We start from the raw sequence: 21,900 nt of genomic DNA on the forward strand, positions 1-21,900 counted from the left end.
TAGCCTGTGATTCGGCGAAAGGGGCGTGCCGTGTCGGGACGTGAAGGATCACTGCAAGGACGGGTGGCATTCGTCACCGGCGCCGCCCGCGCGCAAGGGCGCGCGCACGCGGTCCGGCTGGCCCGCGAGGGTGCCGACATCATCGCGCTCGACATCTGCGGGCCGGCCTCGAGCACGATCACCTACACACCGGCCACCCCCGAAGACCTCAACGAGACCGTCCGCCTGGTGGAAGCCGAGGGCCGCAAGATCCTGGCCCGCGCCGGCGACATTCGCGACGACCCCACCGTGCGACAACTGGTGGCGGACGGCGTGGAGCAGTTCGGTCGGCTCGACATCGTGGTGGCCAACGCCGGCGTGCTGGGCTGGGGCCGGGTCTGGGAGCTCACCGACGAGCAGTGGGACACCGTGATCGGGATCAATCTGACCGGAACCTGGCGCACCCTGCGCGCGGCGATTCCGGCGATGATCGAGGCCGGCAACGGCGGGTCGATCGTGATCGTGAGCTCGTCGGCCGGCCTGAAGGCCACGCCCGGCAACGGCCACTACTCGGCCAGCAAGTTCGGGCTGACCGCGCTGACGAACACCCTGGCTATCGAGCTCGGCGAATACCACATCCGGGTCAACTCGATTCACCCGTACTCGATCGACACCCCGATGATCGAACCGGAAGCGATGATGGAGATCTTCGCCAAGCATCCCCGCTTCGTGCACAGCTTCCCGCCAATGCCGATGCAGTACAAGGGATTCATGGCGGCCGAGGAAGTTTCCGACGTCGTTGCCTGGTTGGCCGGCGACGGCGCGAGCACGGTGACCGGCATGCAGATCCCCGTCGATAAGGGTGCCCTAAAGTACTGACCGCCCCGCGTGCTATGAACTCCACGTGAGCAATAACGGAATCGTGATCGTCGGGGGTGGGCTCGCCGCGGCCCGCACGGCCGAGCAATTGCGCCGGTCTGGCTACACCGGGCCCGTCACGATCGTCAGCGACGAAGTCCATCTGCCCTACGACCGGCCGCCGTTGTCCAAGGAAGTGCTGCGCAAAGAGGTCGACGACGTCGTCCTCAAGCCGCGTGAGTTCTACGACGAGAACGACATCACGCTGCGCCTCGGTGCGGCGGCCACCGGGCTGGACACCGCCGCGCAGACCCTGACCCTTTCCGACGGAACGTCGTTGGGCTACGACGAGCTGGTGATCGCGACGGGGTTGGTCCCGCGGCGCATTCCGGCGTTCCCGGATCTCGAGGGCATTCGCGTGCTGCGCTCGTTCGACGAGAGCATGGCGCTGCGCGAGCACGCCTTCAAAGCGCAGCACGCCGTGGTGGTCGGCGCCGGATTCATCGGCTGCGAGGTCGCGGCCAGCCTGCGCACCCTGGGGGTCGACGTGGTGCTGGTGGAGCCGCAGCCGACGCCGTTGGCGTCGGTGCTCGGCGAACAGATCGGCGAACTGGTGTCGCGGCTGCATCGCAGTGAAGGCGTCGACGTGCGCACCGGCATCGGCGTTGCCGAGGTGCGCGGTGACGGCCGGGTCGACACCGTGGTGCTGTCCGATGGCACCGAGCTGGCGGCCGACCTGGTGGTCGTCGGTATCGGATCGCGGCCGGCCACCGAGTGGCTGGACGGCAGCGGCGTCGACGTCGACAACGGTGTCATCTGCGACGAGGCCGGACGCACCAGCGCGCCCAACGTGTGGGCGCTCGGAGATGTCGCCTCGTGGCGTGATGCAACGGGACACCAAGCGCGCGTGGAGCATTGGAGCAACGTGGCCGACCAGGCCCGGGTGGTGGTGCCCGCGATGCTTGGTCAAGAGGTGCCGTCTATCACGGTCGTGCCGTACTTCTGGAGCGACCAGTACGACGTCAAGATCCAATGCCTGGGGGAGCCGGAAGCCACCGACATCGTGCACCTGGTCGAGGACGACGGACGAAAGTTCTTGGCCTACTACGAGCGGGACGGGGTAGTGGTCGGCGTGGTCGGCGGCGGTTTGCCGGGCAAAGTCATGAAGGCCCGCGGCAAAATCGCTGCCGCAACACCGATTTCGGAGATGTTAGGCTGACACCCATGCCCCGGGTGGCGATACTCGACGACTACGCCGGTATGGCACTCGAGCTCGCCGACTGGTCGCCGGTGTCGAACCGATCCGAGATCACCGTCTTCGATCGGCATCTGTCCGAAGCGCAAGCAGCGGAGGTCCTGCAGCCCTTCGACGTGATCTGCACAATGCGCGAACGGATGCCGTTGCCGCGCACGCTGATCGAGCGGCTTCCAAACCTGAAGTTGATCACGATCGTGGGCATGAGCCTGCCGAACCTGGACATGGCCGCGGCCAGCGAATCCGGCGTCCTGGTAGCACATTCCGATTTCGCCAACCCGCGATTCGCCGCGGTCCGCGACGCCACGCCCGAACTCGCGTGGGGCCTGCTGATCGCGACGGTCCGCAGCCTGGCCGACGAGCATCGCCGGATGCGTGATGGCGGGTGGCAGAGCAGCATGGGCATGACGCTGGCCGGTAAGACGCTCGGGCTGCTGGGGCTGGGCCGGACCGGCAAGCGGATGGCCGAGTACGGACGCGTTTTCGGGATGGAAGTCATTGCGTGGAGCCAGAATCTGACCGAGGAGGCAGCGACGGCGGCCGGTGCGCGCCGGGTCGAGAAAGCGGCGTTGTTCTCTTCGGCCGATGTGGTGTCCATCCACCTGGTGCTCTCCGAGCGGACGCGAGGTTTGGTCGGTGAACCCGAGCTGGCCCTGATGAAGCCGCACGCCTACCTGATCAACACGTCGCGGGGCCCGATCGTCGACGAGGCCGCGCTGATCTCGGCGCTGCGGGCGGGGCGGATCGCCGGGGCCGGACTCGACGTCTTCGACGTCGAACCGCCGGCGCCCGACCATCCGTTGCGGCGTTTGCCGAATGTGACGCTGTCGCCGCACTTGGGATACGTCACCCGCGAGATGCTGGCCGCCTTCTACTCGGACAGCATCGAAGCCGTGGTGGCCTGGCTGGACGGCACGCCGATCCGGATCGCCAACCCCGAGGCGTTCAGCTAGAACTGGCCCAGGTAGAACCGCGCGCCCTGATCGTCGGTGCACTCGGCGCTGATGCCGTAAGGCTGGCGGGCCGGCTCGGCCAGTACGGTGCCGCCGGCTTCGCGGACCCGCGCGACCGCCGCGTCGATATCGGCCACCGTCCACATCGGCACGGTGGTGGGGCGCTCGCTGCCGCCGGCGGCGCCGGACATCGGATGGGCGTCCACCACCTGCCAGCCGTCGGATATCCGGCCGGGCTCGAAGGTCCACCGCAATAGCGGCCCATAGAAGTCTCGGAACCCGGCCGAGTCCGGCACCTGGTAGGTGACGTAGGACAGTTCGCCGGGCCCAGAACCGTTGAGTTCCGGTCGCTTTCGGCCGGGGGTGGGCCGGTGAACCGCGAACGGGGCGCCTTGCGGGTCGGTGGCGTCGAGCATGACGCCGTACTCGGTCTCCCGGATTTCGCCCGGCACACCACCCGCCTCGGCTATCGCAACGCGGGCGGCTTGCACGTCCTCGACGGCGTAGCTGCAGAACAGCGTGGCGGCTTCGTCGGTGGCGAAGATGCCGGTCGGCAGGTCGGTATTGGTCACCCGATGCGATGCGGGGTCGAAGGTCCAGCCCAGGACGTGGCCGTAGAAGGCCGCCGCGCGGTCGGCGTCCGGAGTCCACACCGAGATGTATCCGATGTCACCGTGCCGAATCCCGACGCTGGCCGCAGCGGTCGGCCCGGACAGCATCCAGCGGTGCCCGAAGGGGTCGACGATGGTGGCGTTGCGCGATCCGTAGTTCTCGTAGATCTCGCGTACGACGGTGGCCCCGTGTTCGCGTGCTTGTGCCAGGGCGGCATCGGTGTCGGCGACGTGCAGCATCAGGCTGACCGAAACAGCGTTCTGCACAGGCGCTTTCAGGCCGAGTTCGGGATACTCATCGGCCAGGTACAGCGCGCCGCCGGCGATCGTGATCTCGGCGTGCCCAATTCGTCCGTCGTCCATGACGATGGGCTGCCCAACCACGGCGGCGCCGAACGCATCGGTGTACCAGGCGATTGCTGCGCGCGCGTTGGCGACGCTCAGGTAGGGCAGCGCCGCGGGCCGCGGGGCGTTCGGTGCCATCGGTTCGGCCAGCTCGGCCAGTTCGGCAAGGGCACTTGCGGTGTCGCTCATGACAACTCCTTCTGGTAGCGAAAGTGCGGACTCCAATCGCCGGCGCAGACGCGCGGCGAACTCCGGATCGGGTTGCACCGGAAGGTCATCGGTGTGCAGCACGTCGAGTGGATCCGAGTCGCGCTGACTCATGACGTTCCTCCTTCCGGATACTGTCTCTTGAAAGCTCTTCGGGCCCTGACTAACAGCGCCTCGGTGGCGTGTACCGTGCGCCCGATCAGCTCGGCGCATTCGCCGACGCTGCAGTCGTCCATATAGCGCAGCACCAGTACGGTGCGGTGCGGCTCGGCGAGCCGGGCCAGCACGGCTTCGGCGACCATCCGATCCAACTCGGCGTCCCAGTCGTCGGTCATGTCGCTGGATTCCGGCGGCTCGGCCATCGGCACGCTGAGTCGGTCTTGACCGCGCCGATAGTGGTCGGCCAGTTTGTGTCGTGCCACGCCGAGCAACCACGGAATTGAGATTGGCGGCGGGGAGGTCTTGCGCGCGGCGTCCATCGCCGCGAGGAAGGTCTCCGACGTCAGGTCTTCGGCCGCGCCACGATCGCCGCAGCGTCGGACGAAATACCCGTACACCAGCGGCAACGCCTCGTCGTAGAGCGCCAAAAGCGTACGTCGAGCGTCGGATTGGTAATCCGTGTGCGCGCTCACACCCTTATCGTCGCCGCGGCGATGCGAACTCCGACGGGTTGTGCGCGAAAAATTTTTGAAATTGCGCCTATTGCCAGTTCACGGGCGGGCCGTGCGGATGGCATTCACCCAGCACCACGAGGTCGCCGCCCGGCCAGCGGCGGGCGCGCACCAGAAATTTCAGCGGACTGCCCGGGCCGTCGCGCGCGGGCTCCATCGTCAGGTGCGCGAACGGTGAGGAGGCATCGGCGGATTCGCCGAGGGCCTCGACGCGAGCTCGCACGGCCGCCCGTTCATCCTCGGCCAGGTACTGCCAGGTGATCGAATGCCACAGCACGGTCAGCGCGCCGTCGGCCAGCGTCAGGCCGGCGACCGCGGCGGCGGCGGTCTGCCGCACCAGTTGTGCCGGCACCTCGCGGGCCACCGCGATGGCGCCGCGCAGCCGCGCCAGCCGGGCGGCCTGGTCGGGCCAGACATAGCTCAGTGCGGTCATCTCACCGTCGGCGCCGGTGACGTCGACGGGCGCGATGTCGAACCCGCGCCGCTCGACGATCCGCACCGACCCGGCCGGCGGCATGCGGCCGCGCCACGCGTCGTCGATGACCACCGCCGCGCCGGCCGGTCCCCACTGGCCGCCGTCGTAGCGGTAGTGGTACCGATCGGCGCGCAGGTTCAGCCCGGCACTCGATCCGATCTCGAAAAGCCGTATCGGCAACTCGATTTCGTGATTGACACACAGTAACGCGCCGATCAGCGCGGCGGCTCGGCCGACCTCGTTGGTTTGCGGCGGCTGCCCCAGCGCAGCGCGCAGCGACTCGGCGTGTTCGGCCGCGGCGAGCATGATCTCGGGCCACGCGGCGTCGGCATCCCAGCTGCCGCCGGTGCTGGGATACCAGCGGCGCAACACCGCTGCCCGGCCGTCGAGCACCAACCGGTGCAAGCCGCCCAGCAGCCGCAACGGTACCGCGTCGCGCGACGGATCGTCCTCGTGGCCGGACAAGATCGCCGCGAAGGTGCCGCCGGCTTCGACGTCGCGGGCCACCAGCTCGAACAGCTCGTCGTACATGGTGGAGCCGGAGGCACCGCAGAACCGTCCTTGCGACCGCAGGGTGTGCAGCAGGTGCTCGGCGTTGGCGGTCATGGTTTCAGACTGTGCAGCCCCGCGCCGACGACGTCGAAGGCGTTGCCCAGCGCCGCCCGCAACGTGACGGATTCGTCACGCAACCAATGCTCGTAGGCCGACAGCGCGACCCCGAGCAGGGTCCAGGCGACGGTCTGGGGCGCCAAGTCGGTCGTCTTGGCTCCCGAGCGCCGGGCGACGAACTCCGCGATCACCTCACGCCAGCCCGCGTACATCGTCATCGAATACGCCTGCAGTTCGGCGGTCTGCAGGATGACCCGCATCCGCTGACGGTGCCGGACGGTCTCGGAGTCGTCAAAGGTGTTGAACGCCAACAGTGCTTCCCGCAGCGCGTCGCCCAGCCGAACGCGCGGACCGACCGCGTCGAGCAGCTCGCGCAGATGGGCGAGGTGGCTGTCGAAGTCGCCCCAGAGGATGGCGTTCTTGGAGGCGTAGTAGCGGAACAGCGTGCGCCGCGAAATCCCGGCAGCTTGCGCGACGTCGTCGACGCTCACCTCGGCAAAACCCCGGGCGGTGAACAACGCGATCGCGACGTCGGTGATGTGGCCCGGCGTCGTCGAGCGGCGCCGGCCGACCCGCGACTGCGCAAGCATCAGACCCGCCCTTCCATTTCGGCACTCGATGCCATATCCTGACGACGATTGTGACAAGATCGACCATCGTTGTCGAGACCGTAGGAGAGGCAATTCATATGGACCGCGAGATCGAAACCGACGCCGAGCTGGTTACCGAGACTCTGGTTGAAGAGGTGTCCATCGACGGAATGTGCGGGGTCTACTGACCGTGCCGGCGCCCGCGCAGGCGCGACCGACCCAAAGTCGGTTCGACCCTGATCGCGGTTGGCGATTGCACCCACAGGTCGCGGTTCGACCCGAACCGTTCGGCGCCCTGCTCTATCACTTCGGCACCCGCAAGCTTTCATTTCTGAAGAACCGCACCATCCTTGCGGTGGTGCGGTCGCTGGCCGACCATCCCGACGTCCGGACGGCGCTGCGGGCCGGAGGAGTCGACGACTCCGAGCAGGGGCCGTACCTGCACGCGTTGGGTGTGCTGGTCGATTCCCGCATGCTGGTGCCCCAGGAGGACCATCAATGACTGCCCCTTCTCAAGCCGCCGTACCACGGCTCATCGAGCAGTTCGAGCACGGGTTGGACGCGCCCATCTGCCTGACCTGGGAGCTCACCTACGCCTGCAACCTGGCCTGCGTGCACTGCCTTTCCTCGTCGGGTAAGCGCGACCCACGCGAGCTGTCCACCCGCCAGTGCATGGACATCATCGACGAGCTGGAACGCATGCAGGTGTTCTACGTCAACATCGGCGGCGGGGAACCCACTGTGCGCCCTGACTTTTGGGAGCTGGTCGACTACGCCACCGCCCACCATGTCGGGGTGAAGTTCTCGACCAACGGGGTCCGCATCACCCCCGAGGTCGCCGCCCGGCTGGCGGCCAGCGATTACGTGGATGTCCAGATCTCGCTGGACGGCGCGACCGCCGAGATCAACGACGCGGTCCGCGGGCCCGGGTCGTTCGCGATGGCGGTGCGTGCGCTGGAAAACCTCGCCGCGGCCGGGTTCAAAGACGCCAAGATCTCCGTCGTGGTCACCCGGCACAACGTCGACCAGCTCGACGAATTCGCCGCCCTGGCAAGCCGTTACGGCGCGACGCTGCGGATCACCCGGCTGCGGCCCTCGGGGCGCGGGGCGGATGTCTGGGAAGACCTGCACCCCACCGCCGCCCAGCAGGTCGCGCTCTACGACTGGCTGGTCGCCAAGGGCGAGCGGGTGCTCACCGGCGACTCCTTCTTCCACCTGGCCCCGCTCGGCGCCTCCGGCGCGCTGTCCGGCCTGAACATGTGCGGGGCCGGCCGCGTGGTGTGCCTGATCGACCCGGTGGGCGACGTGTACGCCTGCCCGTTCGCCATCCACGACCGCTTCCTGGCCGGAAACGTGTTGTCCGACGGCGGTTTTGACTCCGTCTGGAAGCACGCTCCGCTTTTCCGCGAGCTGCGCGAGCCGCAATCGGCGGGCGCCTGCGGCAGCTGCGGGCATTACGACAGCTGCCGTGGCGGCTGCATGGCGGCCAAATTCTTCACCGGACTGCCGATGGACGGGCCGGATCCCGAATGCGTCCAGGGGCACAGCGAATCCGCCCTGGCCCGTGACCGGCAGACCCCGCGCCCGCGTGCCGACCACTCGCGCGGACAAAAGGTGCGCCGGCCGGTGCCGCTGACCCTGTCGGTGCGGCCGCCGCAGCAACCGCCCGCGCGGCTGTGTAATGAAAGCCCGGTCTAGCCATGGCCGACGAATGGTTTGAGACAGTTGCCATTGCTCAGCAGCGCGCAAAGCGCCGGTTGCCGAAATCCGTTTATTCATCCCTGGTTGCGGCCAGCGAAAAGGGAATTACGGTCTCCGACAACGTCGAAGCTTTCGGTGAACTCGGTTTCGCGCCGCACGTGGTAGGTGCACAAGAAAAGCGCGATTTGTCGACCACCGTTATGGGACAAGATATTTCAATGCCGGTGCTGATTTCACCGACCGGCGTCCAGGCGGTCGACCCGGATGGCGAGGTCGCCGTCGCGCGGGCCGCCGCGGCACGCGGAACGGCGATGGGTCTGTCCTCGTTCGCCAGCAAGCCGATCGAGGAAGTGATCGCGGCAAACTCCAAGCTGTTCTTTCAGGTGTATTGGCTGGGCGGGCGCGACGCGATCGCCGAGCGGGTGGAACGGGCCCGCGCGGCCGGCGCGGTCGGCTTGATCGCCACCACCGACTGGTCCTTCTCGCACGGGCGTGACTGGGGCAGCCCCAAGATTCCCGAACAGATGAACCTGCGGACCATCCTGCGGTTGTCCCCGGAGGCGGCCTTCAAGCCCCGGTGGTTGTTGAAGTGGGCGAAGACCATGCGTCCGCCGACGCTGTCGGTGCCGAACCAGGCCCGCCGCGGCGAGACCGGTCCGCCTTTCTTTCAGGCCTACGGGGAATGGATGGGCACGCCGCCGCCGACCTGGGAAGACATCGCCTGGCTGCGCGAGCTGTGGGGCGGGCCGTTTATGCTCAAGGGCATCATGCGCGTCGACGATGCGAAAAGGGCTGTGGATGCCGGTGTTTCGGCGATATCGGTGTCGAACCACGGCGGCAACAACCTGGACGGGACGCCCGCATCGATCCGGGCCCTGGCCCCGGTGGTGGCCGCGGTCGGCGACCGGGCCGAGGTGTTGCTGGACGGCGGCATCCGACGCGGCAGTGACGTGGTGAAGGCCGTGGCCCTGGGAGCTCGGGCGGTGATGATCGGCCGTGCCTATCTGTGGGGGCTGGCCGCCAATGGTCAAGCCGGCGTCGAGAACGTTCTCGACATCCTGCGCGGCGGCATCGACTCGGCGCTCATGGGGCTGGGGCACGCCTCGGTCCACGACTTGCGCCCGGACGACATTCTGGTGCCGGACGGCTTCACCCGGGCGCTCGGCGTTCCTCCGACCGGGCGGGCGTAGTCGACCTCGGCGGCACCCGAGTTAATCCCCGGCATGTTGGGCGGCTTTGCCGTATTTCGCTGCCGGGAGGGCGTGCCGGAGCCCGTCGCAACGCCGCCAAAATCGCGCGGATGAGGGATTGCGAGCGAAAATCGACGTGTGCGAAAATTGTGATACGCGCGTGGCAACCGTGACGGACGAGCCGAATTTCGGCGCCCCGATGAACAGCCCAGAAAAAAATTAACTTTGAAGGCTCAACAATTGGTGCACGCCAGGTGAATTCGGCCTACCATCACCGAGTGCCCGTACTCGGCGAATTAGGAGCTGCGACGTCGAGCGAGCTATTTCCCACCTCGCCGTCGATAATGACCCCGCTGGGGTCCACCGAGCAACATGGTCCGCACCTGCCGTTGGACACCGACACCCGGATCGCGACAGCGGTCGCGAAGGGGGCCCGGGCAAGCCTCGAGGAGGCGTGGTTGGTCGCGCCGGCTATCGCCTACGGCGCCAGCGGCGAGCACCAGAGTTTCGCCGGAACGATCTCCATCGGCACCGACGCCCTGACGACGCTGCTGGTCGAGTACGGCAGGTCGGCCGCCTGCTGGACCCAGCGCCTCGTCTTCGTCAACGGCCACGGCGGCAACGCGGAGGCGTTGGGACGCGCCGTGACCACACTTCGCGCCGAGAGCCGCGACGTCGCGTGGTGCCCCTGCGCCACCGCCGGCGCCGACGCGCACGCCGGTCATACCGAAACATCGGTGTTGCTGCATATCTCGCCGTCCGATGTGCTGACCGACCGCTGGCTCGCCGGGAACCGGGCGCCGCTGCCCGAGTTGCTCCCGACGATGCGCACCGGTGGAGTCGCGGCGGTCAGCCCCGTAGGGGTATTGGGGGACCCGACCACCGCCACCGCGGCCGAGGGCAAGCGCATCTTCTCCGAGATGGTCGACGGTTGCGTGCGCCGGATCGTGCGTTGGGTGCCCGGCCCCGACGGGATGCTGACATGAGTCAGCCTCGACTGCCGGACGGGTTCGCCGTTCAGGTCGATCGCCGGGTGCGGGTGCTCGGCGACGGCTCGGCCCTGCTGGGCGGCTCACCGACCCGACTGCTCAAGCTCGCTCCCGCCGCTCAGGGCATGCTCTCCGATGGCCGGCTGAAGGTCCGCGACGACGTCAGTGCCCAGCTGGCCCGCACCCTGCTGGACGCCACCGTTGCCCACCCCCGCCCCGCCGGCGGCCCGTCGCACCGCGACGTCACTGTGGTGATCCCGGTGCGGGACAACGTTTCTGGCGCGCGACGCCTGGTGAACTCGCTGCGCGGGCTGCGCGTGATCGTGGTGGACGACGGCTCGGTGTCGCCGATCGAGGCCGAAGACTTCGCCGGCACGCACTGCGACATCGAGGTGTTGCACCACCCGCGCAGCAAGGGGCCCGCGGCGGCACGCAACACGGGGCTGGCGGCCTGCACCACCGACTTCGTCGCGTTCATGGACTCCGACGTGGCGCCGCGCCGCGGTTGGCTGGAAGCGCTGCTCGGCCACTTCTGCGACCCGACCGTGGCCCTGGTGGCGCCGCGCATCGTGGGCCTGGCGCACAGCGAGAACGTGGTGGCCCGGTACGAGGCGGTGCATTCCTCGCTGGACCTCGGGCAGCGCGAGGCGCCGGTGCTGCCGCACAGCACGGTGTCCTACGTGCCCAGCGCGGCCATCATCTGCCGCCGTTCGGCCATCTGCGACGTCGGCGGGTTCGACGAGACCATGCAGTCCGGCGAGGACGTCGACCTGTGCTGGCGGCTGATCGAGGCGGGTGCGCGGCTGCGCTACGAGCCCATCGCGCTGGTCGCCCACGATCACCGCACCCAATTGCGGGATTGGCTTGCGCGCAAGGCATTCTATGGCGGTTCTGCGGCCCCGCTGTCGGTGCGCCACCCCGACAAGACAGCCCCGGTGGTGATCTCCGGGTGGGCGCTGATGGCCTGGATCCTGATGGCGCTCGGCACCAGCCTGTCGCGGCTGGCGTCGATCGTGATCGCCGTCCTGACCGGGCGGCGCATCGCCAAGGTCATGCGCAGCGCCGATACCGCCTTCTCCGATGTCGTGGTGATCGCGTCCCGCGGTCTGTGGTCGGCGGCGCTGCAGCTGGCCTCGGCCATCTGCCGGCACTACTGGCCGGTGGCGTTGCTCGCGGCCATCGTGTCGCGCCACTGTAGACGCGTCATCGTGGTCGCGGCCGTGATGGACGGTGTCGTCGACTGGCTGCGGCGCCGAGACGCCACCGGCGACGAGGCCGAGCCGATCGGGCTGCTGACCTATCTGGTGCTCAAGCGCGTCGACGATCTCGCCTACGGCCTCGGGCTGTGGTGGGGCGTGGTCCGCGAACGCAACCTGCGCGCGCTCAAGCCACAAATCCGGAGCTAGCCGCCGCCTTGACCACCGCGCACAGCGATGTGCTGATCGTCGGCGCCGGAAGTGCTGGATCGGTTGTTGCCGAACGTCTTTCCGCCGATCCCGCCCGCACCGTGACCGTCCTCGAAGCGGGCCGCGCGCTGGACGATCCGGCGCTGCTGGCCCAAACCGCCAACGGGCTGCAGCTGCCGATCGGGGCGGGTAGCCCGTTGGTGCAGCGCTACGCGACCCGAATCACCGAGCAGCCCGCTCGCGAGTTGCCGATCGTGCGGGGGGCAACGGTCGGGGGTTCGGGCGCGGTCAATGGCGGCTACTTCTGTCGCGGGCTGCCGCGCGACTTCGATCGGGCCGCGATACCGGGCTGGGCGTGGTCGGACGTTATCGAGCATTTCCGCGCCATCGAGACCGACCTGGATTTCACCGGTCCCGCCCACGGCGACAGCGGCCCGATACGGGTGCGCCGCACGCACGAAATGACCGGAACCACTGAACGTTTCATCGCCGCGGCGCGGGCTGCCGGGTTCTCCTGGGTCCCCGATCTCAATGATTGCGGGCCCGAGCTGGCCCCGGGCGTCGGCGCGGTGCCGCTCAACATCGTCGACGGCGTCCGCATCGGATCGGGCGCCGGATATCTGCTTCCGGCGCTGGGGCGACCCAACCTGAGACTGCTGTCGCAGACTCGGGCCGTGCGATTGAGGGTCACCGGCACCGCGGTTGCCGGCGTGGACGCGGTGGGGCCGCACGGCCCAACGACGCTGACTGCCGATCGAATCGTATTGTGCGCCGGTGCTATTCAGTCAGCGCAGCTGCTGATGCTGTCCGGCATCGGTGACGAGAGGATGCTGCGGGCGCTCGGTGTGCCGGTGGTGGCGCCGCTTCCGGTGGGCAGGTTCTGCAGCGATCACCCCGAATGGGTGCTGCCCACCGACTGGACGGTGGCCACCGGCCGGCCCGTGCTGGAGGTGGTGCTCAATGCCGCCGACGGTATCGAGATCAGACCGTACACGGGTGGCTTCGTCGCGATGACCGGCGACGGCACCGGGGGCCATCCCGACTGGCCACACCTCGGGGTCGCGCTGATGCAGCCCCGCTCACGCGGGCGCATCTCGCTGGTGTCCGCGGATCCGGCCGTGCCCCCGCGAATCGAGCATCGCTACGACACCGAGCCCGAGGATGTCGCGGCCCTGCGGCGCGGCAGCGAGCTGGCACGTGAACTCGCCAGTGCGGCAACATATGTCGGAGACCCGGTATGGGCGACGTCGCAGCACCTGTGCGCCAGCGCCCCGATGGGCTCCGACGGTGACCCGCACGCGGTCGTCGACCCGCGGTGCCGCGTGCGCGGCATGGACAACCTATGGGTGATCGACGGCTCGATCTTGCCCACCATCACCAGCCGTGGCCCGCATGCGACCATCGTCATGCTCGGCCACCGTGCGGCGGAATTCGTTGTCTGAATCGTCTTTTCGAGACCACCGGCGGGACAGTGCCCGGCGCACCAGGCTTAGCTGCTTGCCGTCTCGTCCGGGAGCCCACAGCCCGATCAGGATCGAGATCACGGCGACGATCACGGCTATCGCGATCGTCGACGCGTGCATGGCGGCCAGAAATGCGGTTTTGGACAGCTCGGCGAGTTTGGCCCCCTGCGGCCCGAGCTGTCCGGCCACCTCGACGGCCTTGGCGAGTGAGTCGGTGGCCGGGCCGCGCACCGCCGGCGGGAAGCTTCCCAACTGTGGCGCCAGCTCGTGGGAATAGCGCCCGGCCAGGATCGAACCCGCCACGGCGATGCCCAGCGCCCCGCCCATCTCGCGTGAGGTGTCGTTCACCGCGGAAGCCACGCCCTGCTTTTCGTCGGGAACCGCACCCATGATGGCCGAAGTCGTTGGCGCCGTGCAGATCCCGATGCCGGTGGCCAGAATCAACGTCGGCCAGGCGAACTGCGAGTAGGTCGACTGCAGGTCCAACACGTACATGCACGCGAAACCCACCGCCATCAGCAGCGTGCCGACGAACAGCACCAGTTGCAGCCCGAGCTTCGGCACATACCAAAACGACAGCGCCGAGCAGATGCCCAGCGGAATCATGAAGGGGCCGAAGGCAATTGCCGTAGTCAGCGGGGAATAGCCCATGATCTGCTGGACGTACTGCATGCCGATATAGAAGAACCCGAACGTCGCGCCGAACAGCACGACGATCGCTGCCACGCCGGTGGCGAAGTTGGGGTCGGCGAACAGCCGCACGTCGAGAAGTGGGTGTTGTCGCCGGAATTCGACGACGCCGAACAGCGCCGCGACGATGACCCCCGCGCCGATTCCGCCCCACACCAGCGGATCGGCCCAGCCCCGATTGGGCGCTTCCAGGATGGCGGCCACCGAGATCGCGACGGCGGCTCCGATCAGGATTGCGCCCAGCGCGTCGATGCGGGGAGCGGTGTGGTCGCGCGACGGTGAGACGGTGCACGCCAGGGCGAAGACCACCAGCCCGGCGATGCCCAGTGACCAGAAGATCGCGTGCCAATCCCAAAAGCGAAGCAGCAGGCCCGAACCGATCAAGCCGAAGACCCCGCCGGAGCCGGCCGTACCGGCCCAGATTCCGACGGCCTTCATCCGATCGTCTTTCGGATAGGCCACGGTCAGCAGCGACAGCGTCGCGGGCATTACGAATGCCGCGCCGACACCGGCGACCGCGCGCCCCGCAATGATCTGCAGGGGAGCGTGCAGGATCGCCGGTGTCACCGAGCCCAGCGCGAACACCACCAAACCGGTCAGCAGTGCGCCGCGCCTGCCGTAGCGATCACCGATCGCGCCGGCCGGCAGCAGCAGGCAGGCCAGCGCCACCGTGTAGCCGTCGACGATCCCGTTCAGCTGCGACTGCGTCGCCGACGTGGCGACCGCCAGGTCACCCAGTGCCGTGTTCAGCGCCGTCATCGACGCCACCACCAGCGCCACCCCCATACAGGCGACCGCCAGGGTCCAGGCTCGCGCACGAGGGCTACCGCCAATGCTCACCGCATCAGTACGCTGGTCAGGCCGGATCAGGACATCGACCATGAGAGGCGCCTCCCTTCGGGGGCGTACGAAGTTCTGAGACCAATAGTCTCGTAGTTAGACCGATAGTCTTTGTTCTAAACAGGGAGGTGAGTCACAATCACCGAGGGAAGTACGGATCCCCGACCCGCGCGGTCGCGGGCTCGTTTGCTGGAAGCCGCCGCGACACTGCTGCGCTCCGGCGGCCCCAGTGCGGTGACCGTGGAAGCCGTCACCCGTACCGCCAACGTGGCGAGAGCCACGCTGTATCGCCACTTCCCGAGCGGAAACGATTTGCTGGCCGCGGCGTTCAACAGCCTGATACCACCGTCCCCGATACCGCCCGACGAGGGCTCACTGCGGGATCGGCTGGTCGCCCTGGTCCTCGCCCAAGCCGAATCGGTGGCCCAGGCGCCCGCCGTCATGACGGCGATGTCCTGGCTGGCCCTGGGGCGCGATCTGGAAGGTCTGCCGGAACCGCACCACGCCAGCTCCACCGACAGCCCGGCGATCACCACCCTTCGAGAACGCATCGCCCAGCAGTACGCCGCGCCGTTCGACGCCCTGTTCGACAGTCCGGAGGCCGCGGAACTCGGTGAGGTGGACCGCTCGCGGGCCATCGCCCTGCTGATCGGCCCGCTGGTGCTGGGGCGCCTGTCCACGCTGCCGGATTTCGACTATCGGGAATGCGCGCTCGCGGCCGTCGACGGTTTCCTGCACGTTCAGCGCGCGCAGAACAGGGCTAGCGCAGCGAGTATCGAATCGGCAGGTGCTTGAGCCCGCCGACGAACGTCGTGGCGATCAGTTCCGGTTCTCCACCCAGCTCAATGGAATTCAGCCGCGGCAGCAGTTCGGCGAAGAACCCGTGCAGCTCCATTCGGGCCAGCGCCGCGCCCAGGCAGAAGTGAACGCCGTAGCCGAATGCCAAGTGCTTGTTCGGATTCCGGGCGGCATCGAATCGGAACGGATCGTCGAACACGTCCTTGTCGCGGTTGGCCGAAACGTAGGACAGATACACCGATTGCCCCTTGGCGATCGGCACCCCGCGCACGGTGGTGTCCTCGGTGGCGGTGCGCATGAATTCCTTGACCGGGGTCACCCAGCGGATCATTTCCTCGGCGGCCAGCGGCATCAATCCCAGGTCGTCGGTCAATCTCCGGCGCTGGTCCGGGTTTTCGATCAGCGCCCGGAGGCCGCCGGCGATCGTCGAGCTGGTGGTGTCGTGGCCGGCGGTGGCGACGATGACGTAATAGGACGCGGCGTCGATGTCGGACAGCGGCTTGCCGTCGACCTTGGCGTTGGCGATCGCCGACGCCAGGTCGTCGGTGGGCCGTTCCCGCCGGGAGGCGGTGAGCGCGGTGAAATAGTCGAAGAGTTCCAGCACCACCTCGAGCTGCTGCTGCGGTGTGCTGCCCCGGCGGCGTTCGGCGTCGCTGACACCGAAGAGTTCCTGGGTGAGCACGCGGATGCGGTCAAAGTCCGATTCGGGCAGACCGAGCAGCGACAAGATCACGTACAGCGGGTAGTTCACGGCGACCTCTTGCACGAAGTCGCATTCGCCGCCCGCGGCCGCCAATTTGTCGACGTAGATCCTGGCCAGCTCGGCGACGCGATCCTGCAGCGCTCGCATCGCTTTGGGGCGAAACCAGTCGGCGCCGATGGCGCGAAACTGCCGGTGCTCCGGGCCGTCCATGTGGACCAGCGTGCGCAGGCCTATCCCGGCGTCCCGCCGGGCGCAGGCCTATCCCGGCGTCCCGCCGGGCGCGGGCGAGGTCGTCGACCTCCGCGGGTTCCAGCACCGTCCGGGCTTCGTTGATGAAGACGTCGTTGGCGCGCTCGATCGCCATCACATCGGCATGCTTGGTGATGGCCCAGAACGGCCGGTAGGGCGGACGGTCCACCAGGGACACCGGCGCGTGCGCGCGCAAGTGGGTCAGCGCCGCATGAAAGCGCTTTTCGTCGGTGTAGGCGATCGGGTCGGTGAGCACCTTGGCGGCGTCATCCACAATCGGCGTGCTCATGGCCCCCCTTGCCCGGATTTGCGGCCCGAATTCGACGGTAGGTGCGGGGTGAGCGCGCGCGAAGGACCGCTGTCCTCACAACTATTCGAAATCGCCTATCTGGCCTGGTCGCGAGATTCTGGGCGGGATTTTGATTAGGCCATGATCTAGGGCATACTGTTCGGGTTGCCGTGAGCCGGGTTTGCGCCTGGCCGGGCATACGACCAGCGCCCAAACGGGCGCGTCCGGTCCCATCCTTGGAGCGACTATTTTTTGGCCGCGAACAAGGCTGTGTGAGGGTGACACGCCCGACCGCGGGGGCCGGTGAACCACGACAGGTAAACAGCGGCGCAGTATCCGGCGCGGCGCTCGATCGGCCCCAGATGGGCCGGGTCGAGTCGGCGCGCCGGGGGCACTGGGACAGCTCAAGCCCGGGTACCGGGCTTCAAGAGGAGTGAGGGTAGGAGAAGCGTGGCGGGACAGAAGATCCGCATCAGGCTTAAGGCCTACGACCATGAGGCTATTGATGCCTCGGCGCGCAAGATCGTCGAGACCGTCGTCCGTACGGGTGCCAGCGTCGTAGGGCCGGTGCCGCTGCCGACCGAGAAGAACGTGTATTGCGTCATCCGCTCCCCGCACAAGTACAAGGACTCGCGGGAGCACTTCGAGATGCGCACCCACAAGCGGTTGATCGACATTCTCGATCCGACGCCGAAGACCGTTGACGCACTGATGCGCATCGATCTGCCGGCCAGTGTCGACGTCAACATCCAGTAGGGGATCGGCGAACTCATGGCAAGAAAAGGCATTCTGGGTACCAAGCTGGGCATGACGCAGGTGTTCGACGAGAACAACCGGGTCGTGCCGGTGACGGTGGTGAAGGCGGGGCCCAACGTGGTCACGCGCATCCGCACCCCGGAGCTCGACGGCTACAGCGCCGTGCAGTTGGCCTACGGCGAAATCAGCCCACGGAAAGTCAACAAGCCCGTCACGGGCCAGTACACCGCCGCGGGCGTGAACCCGCGCCGGCACCTGGCCGAGCTGCGTCTGGACAACCCGGAGGCGGCCGCCGAGTACGAGGTCGGCCAGGAGCTGACGGCGGAGATCTTCGCCGACGGCGCCTATGTCGACGTGACCGGCACCTCCAAGGGCAAGGGCTTCGCGGGCACCATGAAGCGCCACGGCTTTCGTGGCCAGGGCGCCAGCCACGGTGCCCAGGCGGTGCACCGTCGTCCGGGTTCCATCGGCGGTTGCGCCACTCCCGCGCGCGTTTTCAAGGGCACGCGGATGGCGGGCCGGATGGGTAACGACCGGGTGACCGTGCAGAACCTGGTGGTGCACAAGGTCGATGCCGAGAACGGCGTGCTGTTGATCAAGGGTGCGGTCCCCGGCCGCACCGGCGGACTCGTCGTGGTTCGCACCGCGATCAAACGAGGTGAGAAGTAATGGCAGCGGTAAAGATTGATGTGAAGACGCCGGACGGCAAGGTCGACGGCTCCATCGAGCTGCCCGCCGAATTGTTCGACGCCCCGGCCAATATCGCGTTGATGCACCAGGTGGTCACCGCGCAGCGAGCGGCGGCCCGCCAGGGTACGCACTCGACCAAGACGCGCGGCGAGGTCAGCGGTGGTGGCCGTAAGCCTTACCGGCAGAAGGGCACCGGACGCGCGCGGCAGGGTTCGACACGCGCCCCGCAGTTCACCGGTGGTGGCACCGTGCACGGTCCCAAGCCGCGCGACTACAGCCAGCGCACGCCCAAGAAGATGATCGCCGCCGCGTTGCGCGGGGCGTTGTCCGACCGGGCCCGCAACGGCCGCATCCACGCGGTCACCGAGCTGGTGTCGGGTCAGACCCCGTCGACCAAGAGCGCCAAGGCATTTCTGAACACGCTGACCGATCGCAAGCAGGTCCTGGTCGTCATCGGCAGCACCGACGAGGCCGGCGCCAAGAGCGTGCGCAACCTGCCCGGCGTGCACATCCTGGCGCCCGGTCAGCTCAACACCTATGACGTGCTGCGTTCCGACGACGTGGTGTTCAGCGTCGAGGCGCTCAACGCCTACATCGCGGCGAATACGGGTAGCACCGAGGAGGTTTCGGCCTGATGGCGACCGTCACTGACCCACGCGACATCATCCTGGCTCCGGTCATTTCGGAGAAGTCGTACGGCCTGCTCGACGACAACGTGTACACCTTCGTGGTGCACCCCGATTCGAACAAGACGCAGATCAAGATCGCTATCGAGAAGATCTTCTCCGTCAAGGTCGCGTCGGTGAACACCGCGAACCGGCAGGGCAAGCGGAAGCGCACCCGGACCGGGTTTGGCAAGCGCAAGGGCACCAAGCGCGCGATTGTCACCCTGGCCCCGGGCAGCAAGCCGATTGACCTGTTCGGAGCACCGGCCTAGCGCGGCGACGATGCAGAGCGAAGCGATGAGGAGGAGCCGGGCAATCCGGCCCAGCGCGCCCGAGAGAAAGACCTGATAAGACATGGCAATTCGCAAATACAAGCCGACGACCCCGGGTCGTCGCGGCGCGAGCGTGTCCGACTTCGCCGAGGTCACCCGTTCGGAGCCGGAGAAGTCGCTGGTGCGGCCGCTGCACGGGCACGGTGGGCGTAATGCCCACGGCCGCATCACCACTCGTCACAAGGGTGGTGGTCACAAGCGTGCCTACCGGGTGATCGACTTCCGGCGCAACGACAAAGACGGTGTCAACGCGAAGGTCGCGCACATCGAGTACGACCCGAACCGCACCGCCAACATCGCGTTGCTGCACTTCCTGGATGGGGAGAAGCGCTACATCATTGCCCCGCTTGGACTCTCGCAGGGCGACGTGGTGGAGTCGGGCGCCAACGCCGACATCAAGCCGGGCAACAACCTGCCGTTGCGCAACATCCCGGCCGGTACGTTGATCCACGCCGTGGAGCTGCGGCCGGGCGGCGGCGCCAAGATGGCGCGGTCGGCCGGATCCAGCATCCAGCTGCTCGGTAAAGAGGGCAGCTACGCGTCGCTGCGTATGCCCAGTGGTGAGATCCGCCGCGTCGACGTGCGCTGTCGCGCCACCGTCGGCGAGGTGGGCAACGCCGAGCAGGCGAACATCAACTGGGGCAAGGCCGGTCGGATGCGCTGGAAGGGCAAGCGCCCGACCGTGCGTGGTGTCGTAATGAACCCGGTGGACCACCCGCACGGTGGTGGTGAGGGCAAGACCTCCGGTGGTCGCCACCCGGTCAGCCCGTGGGGTCAGCCCGAGGGCCGTACCCGCCACCCGAACAAGGCCAGTAACAAGCTCATCGTCCGACGCCGGCGCACCGGCAAGAAGCACGGTCGCTAGGAAGTCGAGGAACAAGACATGCCACGCAGCCTGAAAAAGGGACCATTCGTCGACGACCACCTGCTTAAGAAGGTGGACGTGCAGAACGAGAAGAACAGCAAGCAGGTCATCAAGACCTGGTCGCGTCGTTCGACGATCATTCCCGACTTCATCGGCCACACCTTTGCGGTGCACGACGGCCGCAAGCACGTCCCGGTGTTCGTCACCGAGGCGATGGTCGGCCACAAGCTCGGTGAATTCGCGCCGACGCGCACCTTCAAGGGCCACATCAAGGACGACCGAAAGGCCAAGCGCCGATGAGCACCACGACGACTGAATATCCGTCGGCTTTCCCATCGGCAACAGCGAAGGCACGGTTCGTGCGGGTTTCGCCGACCAAGGCGCGCCGGGTCATCGACCTGGTGCGCGGCAAGTCGGTCGCCGACGCGCTCGACATCTTGCGCTGGGCACCGCAGGCCGCCAGTGAGCCGGTCGCCAAGGTGATCGCCAGCGCCGCGGCCAACGCGCAGAACAACGACGGCCTGGACCCGGCGACCCTGGTGGTCGCCACGGTCTACGCCGACGAGGGCCCCACCGCCAAGCGCATCCGTCCGCGCGCCCAGGGGCGTGCGTTCCGGATTCGCCGGCGCACCAGCCACATCACCGTCGTGGTGGAAAGCCGCCCGAGCAAGGACCAGCAGTCGTCGAAGTCGTCTCGGGCCCGCCGCGCCGAGGGCAGCAAGGCCGCCGCGAAGGCTGGGCCTGGTTCCGAGGCCAAGAAGGCTCCGGCCAAGGCGCCCGCCAAGAAGGCCGAGCCTGCTTCCAAGGCTGCCAAGAAGGCGCCCGCGAAAAAGGCTGCGCCGCAAGCCGAAGCCAAGACGTCTGAGACTTCTGACGCGAAGGGAGGCTCAGACTAGTGGGCCAGAAGATCAATCCGCACGGCTTCCGGCTGGGGATCACCACCGACTGGAAGTCCCGCTGGTACGCCGACAAGCAGTACGCCGACTACGTCAAGGAAGACGTGGCGATCCGCCGGCTGCTGTCCACCGGTCTGGAGCGCGCCGGCATCGCCGACGTGGAGATCGAGCGCACCCGCGACCGCGTCCGCGTCGACATCCACACCGCGCGTCCCGGTATCGTGATCGGCCGCCGCGGCACCGAGGCCGACCGGATCCGTGCGGACCTGGAGAAGCTGACCGGCAAGCAGGTCCAGCTGAACATCCTCGAGGTCAAAAACCCGGAGTCGCAAGCACAATTGGTGGCTCAGGGGGTGGCCGAGCAGCTGAGCAACCGCGTGGCGTTCCGTCGCGCGATGCGCAAGGCCATCCAGTCGGCGATGCGCCAGCCCAACGTCAAGGGCATCCGGGTGCAGTGCTCGGGCCGCCTCGGCGGCGCCGAGATGAGCCGCTCGGAGTTCTACCGCGAGGGCCGGGTTCCGCTGCACACGCTGCGCGCCGACATCGACTACGGCCTGTACGAGGCCAAGACCACCTTCGGCCGGATCGGTGTGAAGGTGTGGATCTACAAGGGCGACATCGTCGGCGGCAAGCGCGAATTGGCTGCTGCCGCACCGGCGGGCGCCGACCGTCCGCGCCGCGAACGGCCGTCGGGCACCCGCCCGCGCCGTAGCGGTGCATCCGGTACCACGGCCACCAGCACCGAGGCTGGACGGGCCGCGGACGCCGGCGAACCCCCGGCCGACAGTGCGCCTGCACCCGAACCGCAGAGCACGGAGAGCTGAA

General features: G+C 67.8%; 24 protein-coding genes and 1 pseudogene. 19 read left to right on the forward strand and 6 right to left on the reverse strand.

What is annotated here, in order from left to right; translation table 11 throughout:
• Positions 1 to 30 precede the first annotated feature (30 nt).
• Genes BN973_RS06560 through BN973_RS06570 form a run of 3 tightly spaced genes read left to right on the forward strand, consistent with a single transcriptional unit; the run spans position 31 to position 3,045 of the window.
• A complete protein-coding gene (locus BN973_RS06560) occupies positions 31 to 858 on the forward strand; it encodes a mycofactocin-coupled SDR family oxidoreductase (protein WP_036466683.1) in 828 nt (275 codons plus the stop codon).
• 25 nt (positions 859 to 883) lie between these two features.
• Positions 884 to 2,056, forward strand: coding sequence for an NAD(P)/FAD-dependent oxidoreductase (locus BN973_RS06565; protein ID WP_036466684.1), 1,173 nt, complete (start codon positions 884 to 886; stop codon positions 2,054 to 2,056).
• A gap of 5 nt (positions 2,057 to 2,061) precedes the next feature.
• Positions 2,062 to 3,045 carry a D-2-hydroxyacid dehydrogenase family protein gene (locus tag BN973_RS06570; protein WP_036466685.1) on the forward strand — a complete coding sequence of 328 codons (984 nt, stop codon included), beginning with the start codon at positions 2,062 to 2,064 and terminating at the stop codon, positions 3,043 to 3,045.
• Here BN973_RS06570 and BN973_RS06575 read toward each other — a convergent pair.
• The 4 genes from BN973_RS06575 to mftR all read right to left on the reverse strand — a co-directional run bounded on the left by BN973_RS06575 (position 3,042) and on the right by mftR (position 6,553).
• Positions 3,042 to 4,322: a VOC family protein gene (locus BN973_RS06575; protein WP_036466686.1), complete on the reverse strand. Its 1,281-nt coding sequence runs from the start codon at positions 4,320 to 4,322 to the stop codon at positions 3,042 to 3,044. The two genes, BN973_RS06570 and BN973_RS06575, sit on opposite strands and share 4 nt — an antisense overlap.
• Positions 4,319 to 4,840: an RNA polymerase sigma factor gene (locus BN973_RS06580; RefSeq protein ID WP_036466687.1), complete on the reverse strand. Its 522-nt coding sequence runs from the start codon at positions 4,838 to 4,840 to the stop codon at positions 4,319 to 4,321. The genes BN973_RS06575 and BN973_RS06580 overlap by 4 nt, the downstream gene beginning before the upstream one ends.
• Positions 4,841 to 4,907: 67 nt before the next feature.
• The gene (locus BN973_RS06585; protein ID WP_036466688.1) at positions 4,908 to 5,960 is read right to left on the reverse strand and encodes a DUF2332 domain-containing protein; all 1,053 of its coding nucleotides are present in this window, start codon (positions 5,958 to 5,960) and stop codon (positions 4,908 to 4,910) included.
• Complete coding sequence (gene mftR, locus BN973_RS06590) at positions 5,957 to 6,553, reverse strand: mycofactocin system transcriptional regulator (protein WP_036466689.1); 597 nt, start codon at positions 6,551 to 6,553, stop codon at positions 5,957 to 5,959. The genes BN973_RS06585 and mftR overlap by 4 nt, the downstream gene beginning before the upstream one ends.
• 98 nt (positions 6,554 to 6,651) lie before the next feature.
• Here mftR and mftA point away from each other — a divergent pair, with 98 nt between their 5' ends.
• From mftA to mftG, 7 genes are all read left to right on the forward strand, one after another.
• Positions 6,652 to 6,741 (forward strand): mycofactocin precursor MftA, encoded by a 90-nt coding sequence (mftA, locus tag BN973_RS06595; protein ID WP_036466690.1) that lies wholly within the window; start codon positions 6,652 to 6,654, stop codon positions 6,739 to 6,741.
• Positions 6,726 to 7,055 carry a mycofactocin biosynthesis chaperone MftB gene (gene mftB / locus BN973_RS06600; RefSeq protein ID WP_198048898.1) on the forward strand — a complete coding sequence of 110 codons (330 nt, stop codon included), beginning with the start codon at positions 6,726 to 6,728 and terminating at the stop codon, positions 7,053 to 7,055. Before mftA ends, mftB begins: the two co-directional genes overlap by 16 nt.
• Positions 7,052 to 8,251 (forward strand): mycofactocin radical SAM maturase, encoded by a 1,200-nt coding sequence (gene mftC / locus BN973_RS06605; RefSeq protein ID WP_036466692.1) that lies wholly within the window; start codon positions 7,052 to 7,054, stop codon positions 8,249 to 8,251. Before mftB ends, mftC begins: the two co-directional genes overlap by 4 nt.
• 2 nt (positions 8,252 to 8,253) lie before the next feature.
• Positions 8,254 to 9,444, forward strand: coding sequence for a pre-mycofactocin synthase MftD (gene mftD / locus BN973_RS06610; RefSeq protein ID WP_036466693.1), 1,191 nt, complete (start codon positions 8,254 to 8,256; stop codon positions 9,442 to 9,444).
• Positions 9,445 to 9,698: 254 nt separating this feature from the next.
• Positions 9,699 to 10,430 carry a mycofactocin biosynthesis peptidyl-dipeptidase MftE gene (gene mftE / locus BN973_RS06615; RefSeq protein ID WP_036466694.1) on the forward strand — a complete coding sequence of 244 codons (732 nt, stop codon included), beginning with the start codon at positions 9,699 to 9,701 and terminating at the stop codon, positions 10,428 to 10,430.
• Positions 10,427 to 11,839 (forward strand): mycofactocin biosynthesis glycosyltransferase MftF, encoded by a 1,413-nt coding sequence (mftF, locus tag BN973_RS06620; protein ID WP_036466695.1) that lies wholly within the window; start codon positions 10,427 to 10,429, stop codon positions 11,837 to 11,839. Before mftE ends, mftF begins: the two co-directional genes overlap by 4 nt.
• 8 nt (positions 11,840 to 11,847) lie before the next feature.
• Entirely contained in the window at positions 11,848 to 13,281 is a 1,434-nt protein-coding gene (mftG, locus tag BN973_RS06625; RefSeq protein ID WP_036466696.1) for a mycofactocin dehydrogenase MftG, read from the forward strand.
• Here mftG and BN973_RS06630 read toward each other — a convergent pair.
• Positions 13,180 to 14,874 (reverse strand): MFS transporter, encoded by a 1,695-nt coding sequence (locus tag BN973_RS06630; RefSeq protein WP_036466697.1) that lies wholly within the window; start codon positions 14,872 to 14,874, stop codon positions 13,180 to 13,182. The two genes, mftG and BN973_RS06630, sit on opposite strands and share 102 nt — an antisense overlap.
• A 144-nt stretch (positions 14,875 to 15,018) precedes the next feature.
• Here BN973_RS06630 and BN973_RS06635 point away from each other — a divergent pair, with 144 nt between their 5' ends.
• The gene (locus BN973_RS06635; RefSeq protein ID WP_269147638.1) at positions 15,019 to 15,627 is read left to right on the forward strand and encodes a TetR/AcrR family transcriptional regulator; all 609 of its coding nucleotides are present in this window, start codon (positions 15,019 to 15,021) and stop codon (positions 15,625 to 15,627) included.
• Here BN973_RS06635 and BN973_RS06640 read toward each other — a convergent pair.
• A pseudogene (locus BN973_RS06640) lies at positions 15,593 to 16,871 on the reverse strand (cytochrome P450). The gene BN973_RS06635 and the pseudogene BN973_RS06640 sit on opposite strands and share 35 nt — an antisense overlap.
• 450 nt (positions 16,872 to 17,321) lie before the next feature.
• On the opposite strand from BN973_RS06640, the gene rpsJ reads away from it, so the two are divergent.
• The 8 genes from rpsJ (at position 17,322) to rpsC (ending at position 21,899) form a co-directional block, all read left to right on the forward strand.
• Positions 17,322 to 17,627 carry a 30S ribosomal protein S10 gene (gene rpsJ / locus BN973_RS06645; protein ID WP_003873519.1) on the forward strand — a complete coding sequence of 102 codons (306 nt, stop codon included), beginning with the start codon at positions 17,322 to 17,324 and terminating at the stop codon, positions 17,625 to 17,627.
• 15 nt (positions 17,628 to 17,642) lie between these two features.
• The gene (gene rplC, locus BN973_RS06650) at positions 17,643 to 18,296 is read left to right on the forward strand and encodes a 50S ribosomal protein L3 (RefSeq protein WP_036466700.1); all 654 of its coding nucleotides are present in this window, start codon (positions 17,643 to 17,645) and stop codon (positions 18,294 to 18,296) included.
• Positions 18,296 to 18,952, forward strand: a complete 657-nt coding sequence (gene rplD, locus BN973_RS06655; protein WP_036466701.1) for a 50S ribosomal protein L4 — start codon at positions 18,296 to 18,298, stop codon at positions 18,950 to 18,952. Before rplC ends, rplD begins: the two co-directional genes overlap by 1 nt.
• Positions 18,952 to 19,254, forward strand: coding sequence for a 50S ribosomal protein L23 (gene rplW / locus BN973_RS06660; RefSeq protein WP_025738374.1), 303 nt, complete (start codon positions 18,952 to 18,954; stop codon positions 19,252 to 19,254). Before rplD ends, rplW begins: the two co-directional genes overlap by 1 nt.
• Positions 19,255 to 19,336: 82 nt before the next feature.
• Positions 19,337 to 20,179: a 50S ribosomal protein L2 gene (gene rplB, locus BN973_RS06665; protein ID WP_036466702.1), complete on the forward strand. Its 843-nt coding sequence runs from the start codon at positions 19,337 to 19,339 to the stop codon at positions 20,177 to 20,179.
• Positions 20,180 to 20,197: 18 nt separating this feature from the next.
• The gene (rpsS, locus tag BN973_RS06670; RefSeq protein WP_025738376.1) at positions 20,198 to 20,479 is read left to right on the forward strand and encodes a 30S ribosomal protein S19; all 282 of its coding nucleotides are present in this window, start codon (positions 20,198 to 20,200) and stop codon (positions 20,477 to 20,479) included.
• Positions 20,476 to 21,075 carry a 50S ribosomal protein L22 gene (gene rplV, locus BN973_RS06675; RefSeq protein WP_036466704.1) on the forward strand — a complete coding sequence of 200 codons (600 nt, stop codon included), beginning with the start codon at positions 20,476 to 20,478 and terminating at the stop codon, positions 21,073 to 21,075. Before rpsS ends, rplV begins: the two co-directional genes overlap by 4 nt.
• Positions 21,075 to 21,899 (forward strand): 30S ribosomal protein S3, encoded by an 825-nt coding sequence (gene rpsC, locus BN973_RS06680; protein ID WP_036466707.1) that lies wholly within the window; start codon positions 21,075 to 21,077, stop codon positions 21,897 to 21,899. The genes rplV and rpsC overlap by 1 nt, the downstream gene beginning before the upstream one ends.
• Position 21,900 lies beyond the last annotated feature (1 nt).

It is taken from the genome of Mycobacterium triplex, assembly GCF_000689255.1.
GTDB lineage: Bacteria > Actinomycetota > Actinomycetes > Mycobacteriales > Mycobacteriaceae > Mycobacterium > Mycobacterium triplex.

Bases quoted from the DNA above. Each gene is read 5' to 3' on its own strand.
- BN973_RS06570 (WP_036466685.1), top strand. From the start codon at position 2,062: ATGCCCCGGGTGGCGATACTCGACGACTACGCCGGTATGGCACTCGAG.
- BN973_RS06575 (WP_036466686.1), bottom strand. From the start codon at position 4,322: ATGAGTCAGCGCGACTCGGATCCACTCGACGTGCTGCACACCGATGAC.
- BN973_RS06585 (WP_036466688.1), bottom strand. From the start codon at position 5,960: ATGACCGCCAACGCCGAGCACCTGCTGCACACCCTGCGGTCGCAAGGA.
- mftR (WP_036466689.1), bottom strand. From the start codon at position 6,553: ATGCTTGCGCAGTCGCGGGTCGGCCGGCGCCGCTCGACGACGCCGGGC.
- mftA (WP_036466690.1), top strand. From the start codon at position 6,652: ATGGACCGCGAGATCGAAACCGACGCCGAGCTGGTTACCGAGACTCTG.
- mftC (WP_036466692.1), top strand. From the start codon at position 7,052: ATGACTGCCCCTTCTCAAGCCGCCGTACCACGGCTCATCGAGCAGTTC.
- mftD (WP_036466693.1), top strand. From the start codon at position 8,254: ATGGCCGACGAATGGTTTGAGACAGTTGCCATTGCTCAGCAGCGCGCA.
- mftF (WP_036466695.1), top strand. From the start codon at position 10,427: ATGAGTCAGCCTCGACTGCCGGACGGGTTCGCCGTTCAGGTCGATCGC.
- BN973_RS06630 (WP_036466697.1), bottom strand. From the start codon at position 14,874: ATGGTCGATGTCCTGATCCGGCCTGACCAGCGTACTGATGCGGTGAGC.
- rplC (WP_036466700.1), top strand. From the start codon at position 17,643: ATGGCAAGAAAAGGCATTCTGGGTACCAAGCTGGGCATGACGCAGGTG.
- rplD (WP_036466701.1), top strand. From the start codon at position 18,296: ATGGCAGCGGTAAAGATTGATGTGAAGACGCCGGACGGCAAGGTCGAC.
- rplW (WP_025738374.1), top strand. From the start codon at position 18,952: ATGGCGACCGTCACTGACCCACGCGACATCATCCTGGCTCCGGTCATT.
- rplB (WP_036466702.1), top strand. From the start codon at position 19,337: ATGGCAATTCGCAAATACAAGCCGACGACCCCGGGTCGTCGCGGCGCG.
- rpsS (WP_025738376.1), top strand. From the start codon at position 20,198: ATGCCACGCAGCCTGAAAAAGGGACCATTCGTCGACGACCACCTGCTT.
- rplV (WP_036466704.1), top strand. From the start codon at position 20,476: ATGAGCACCACGACGACTGAATATCCGTCGGCTTTCCCATCGGCAACA.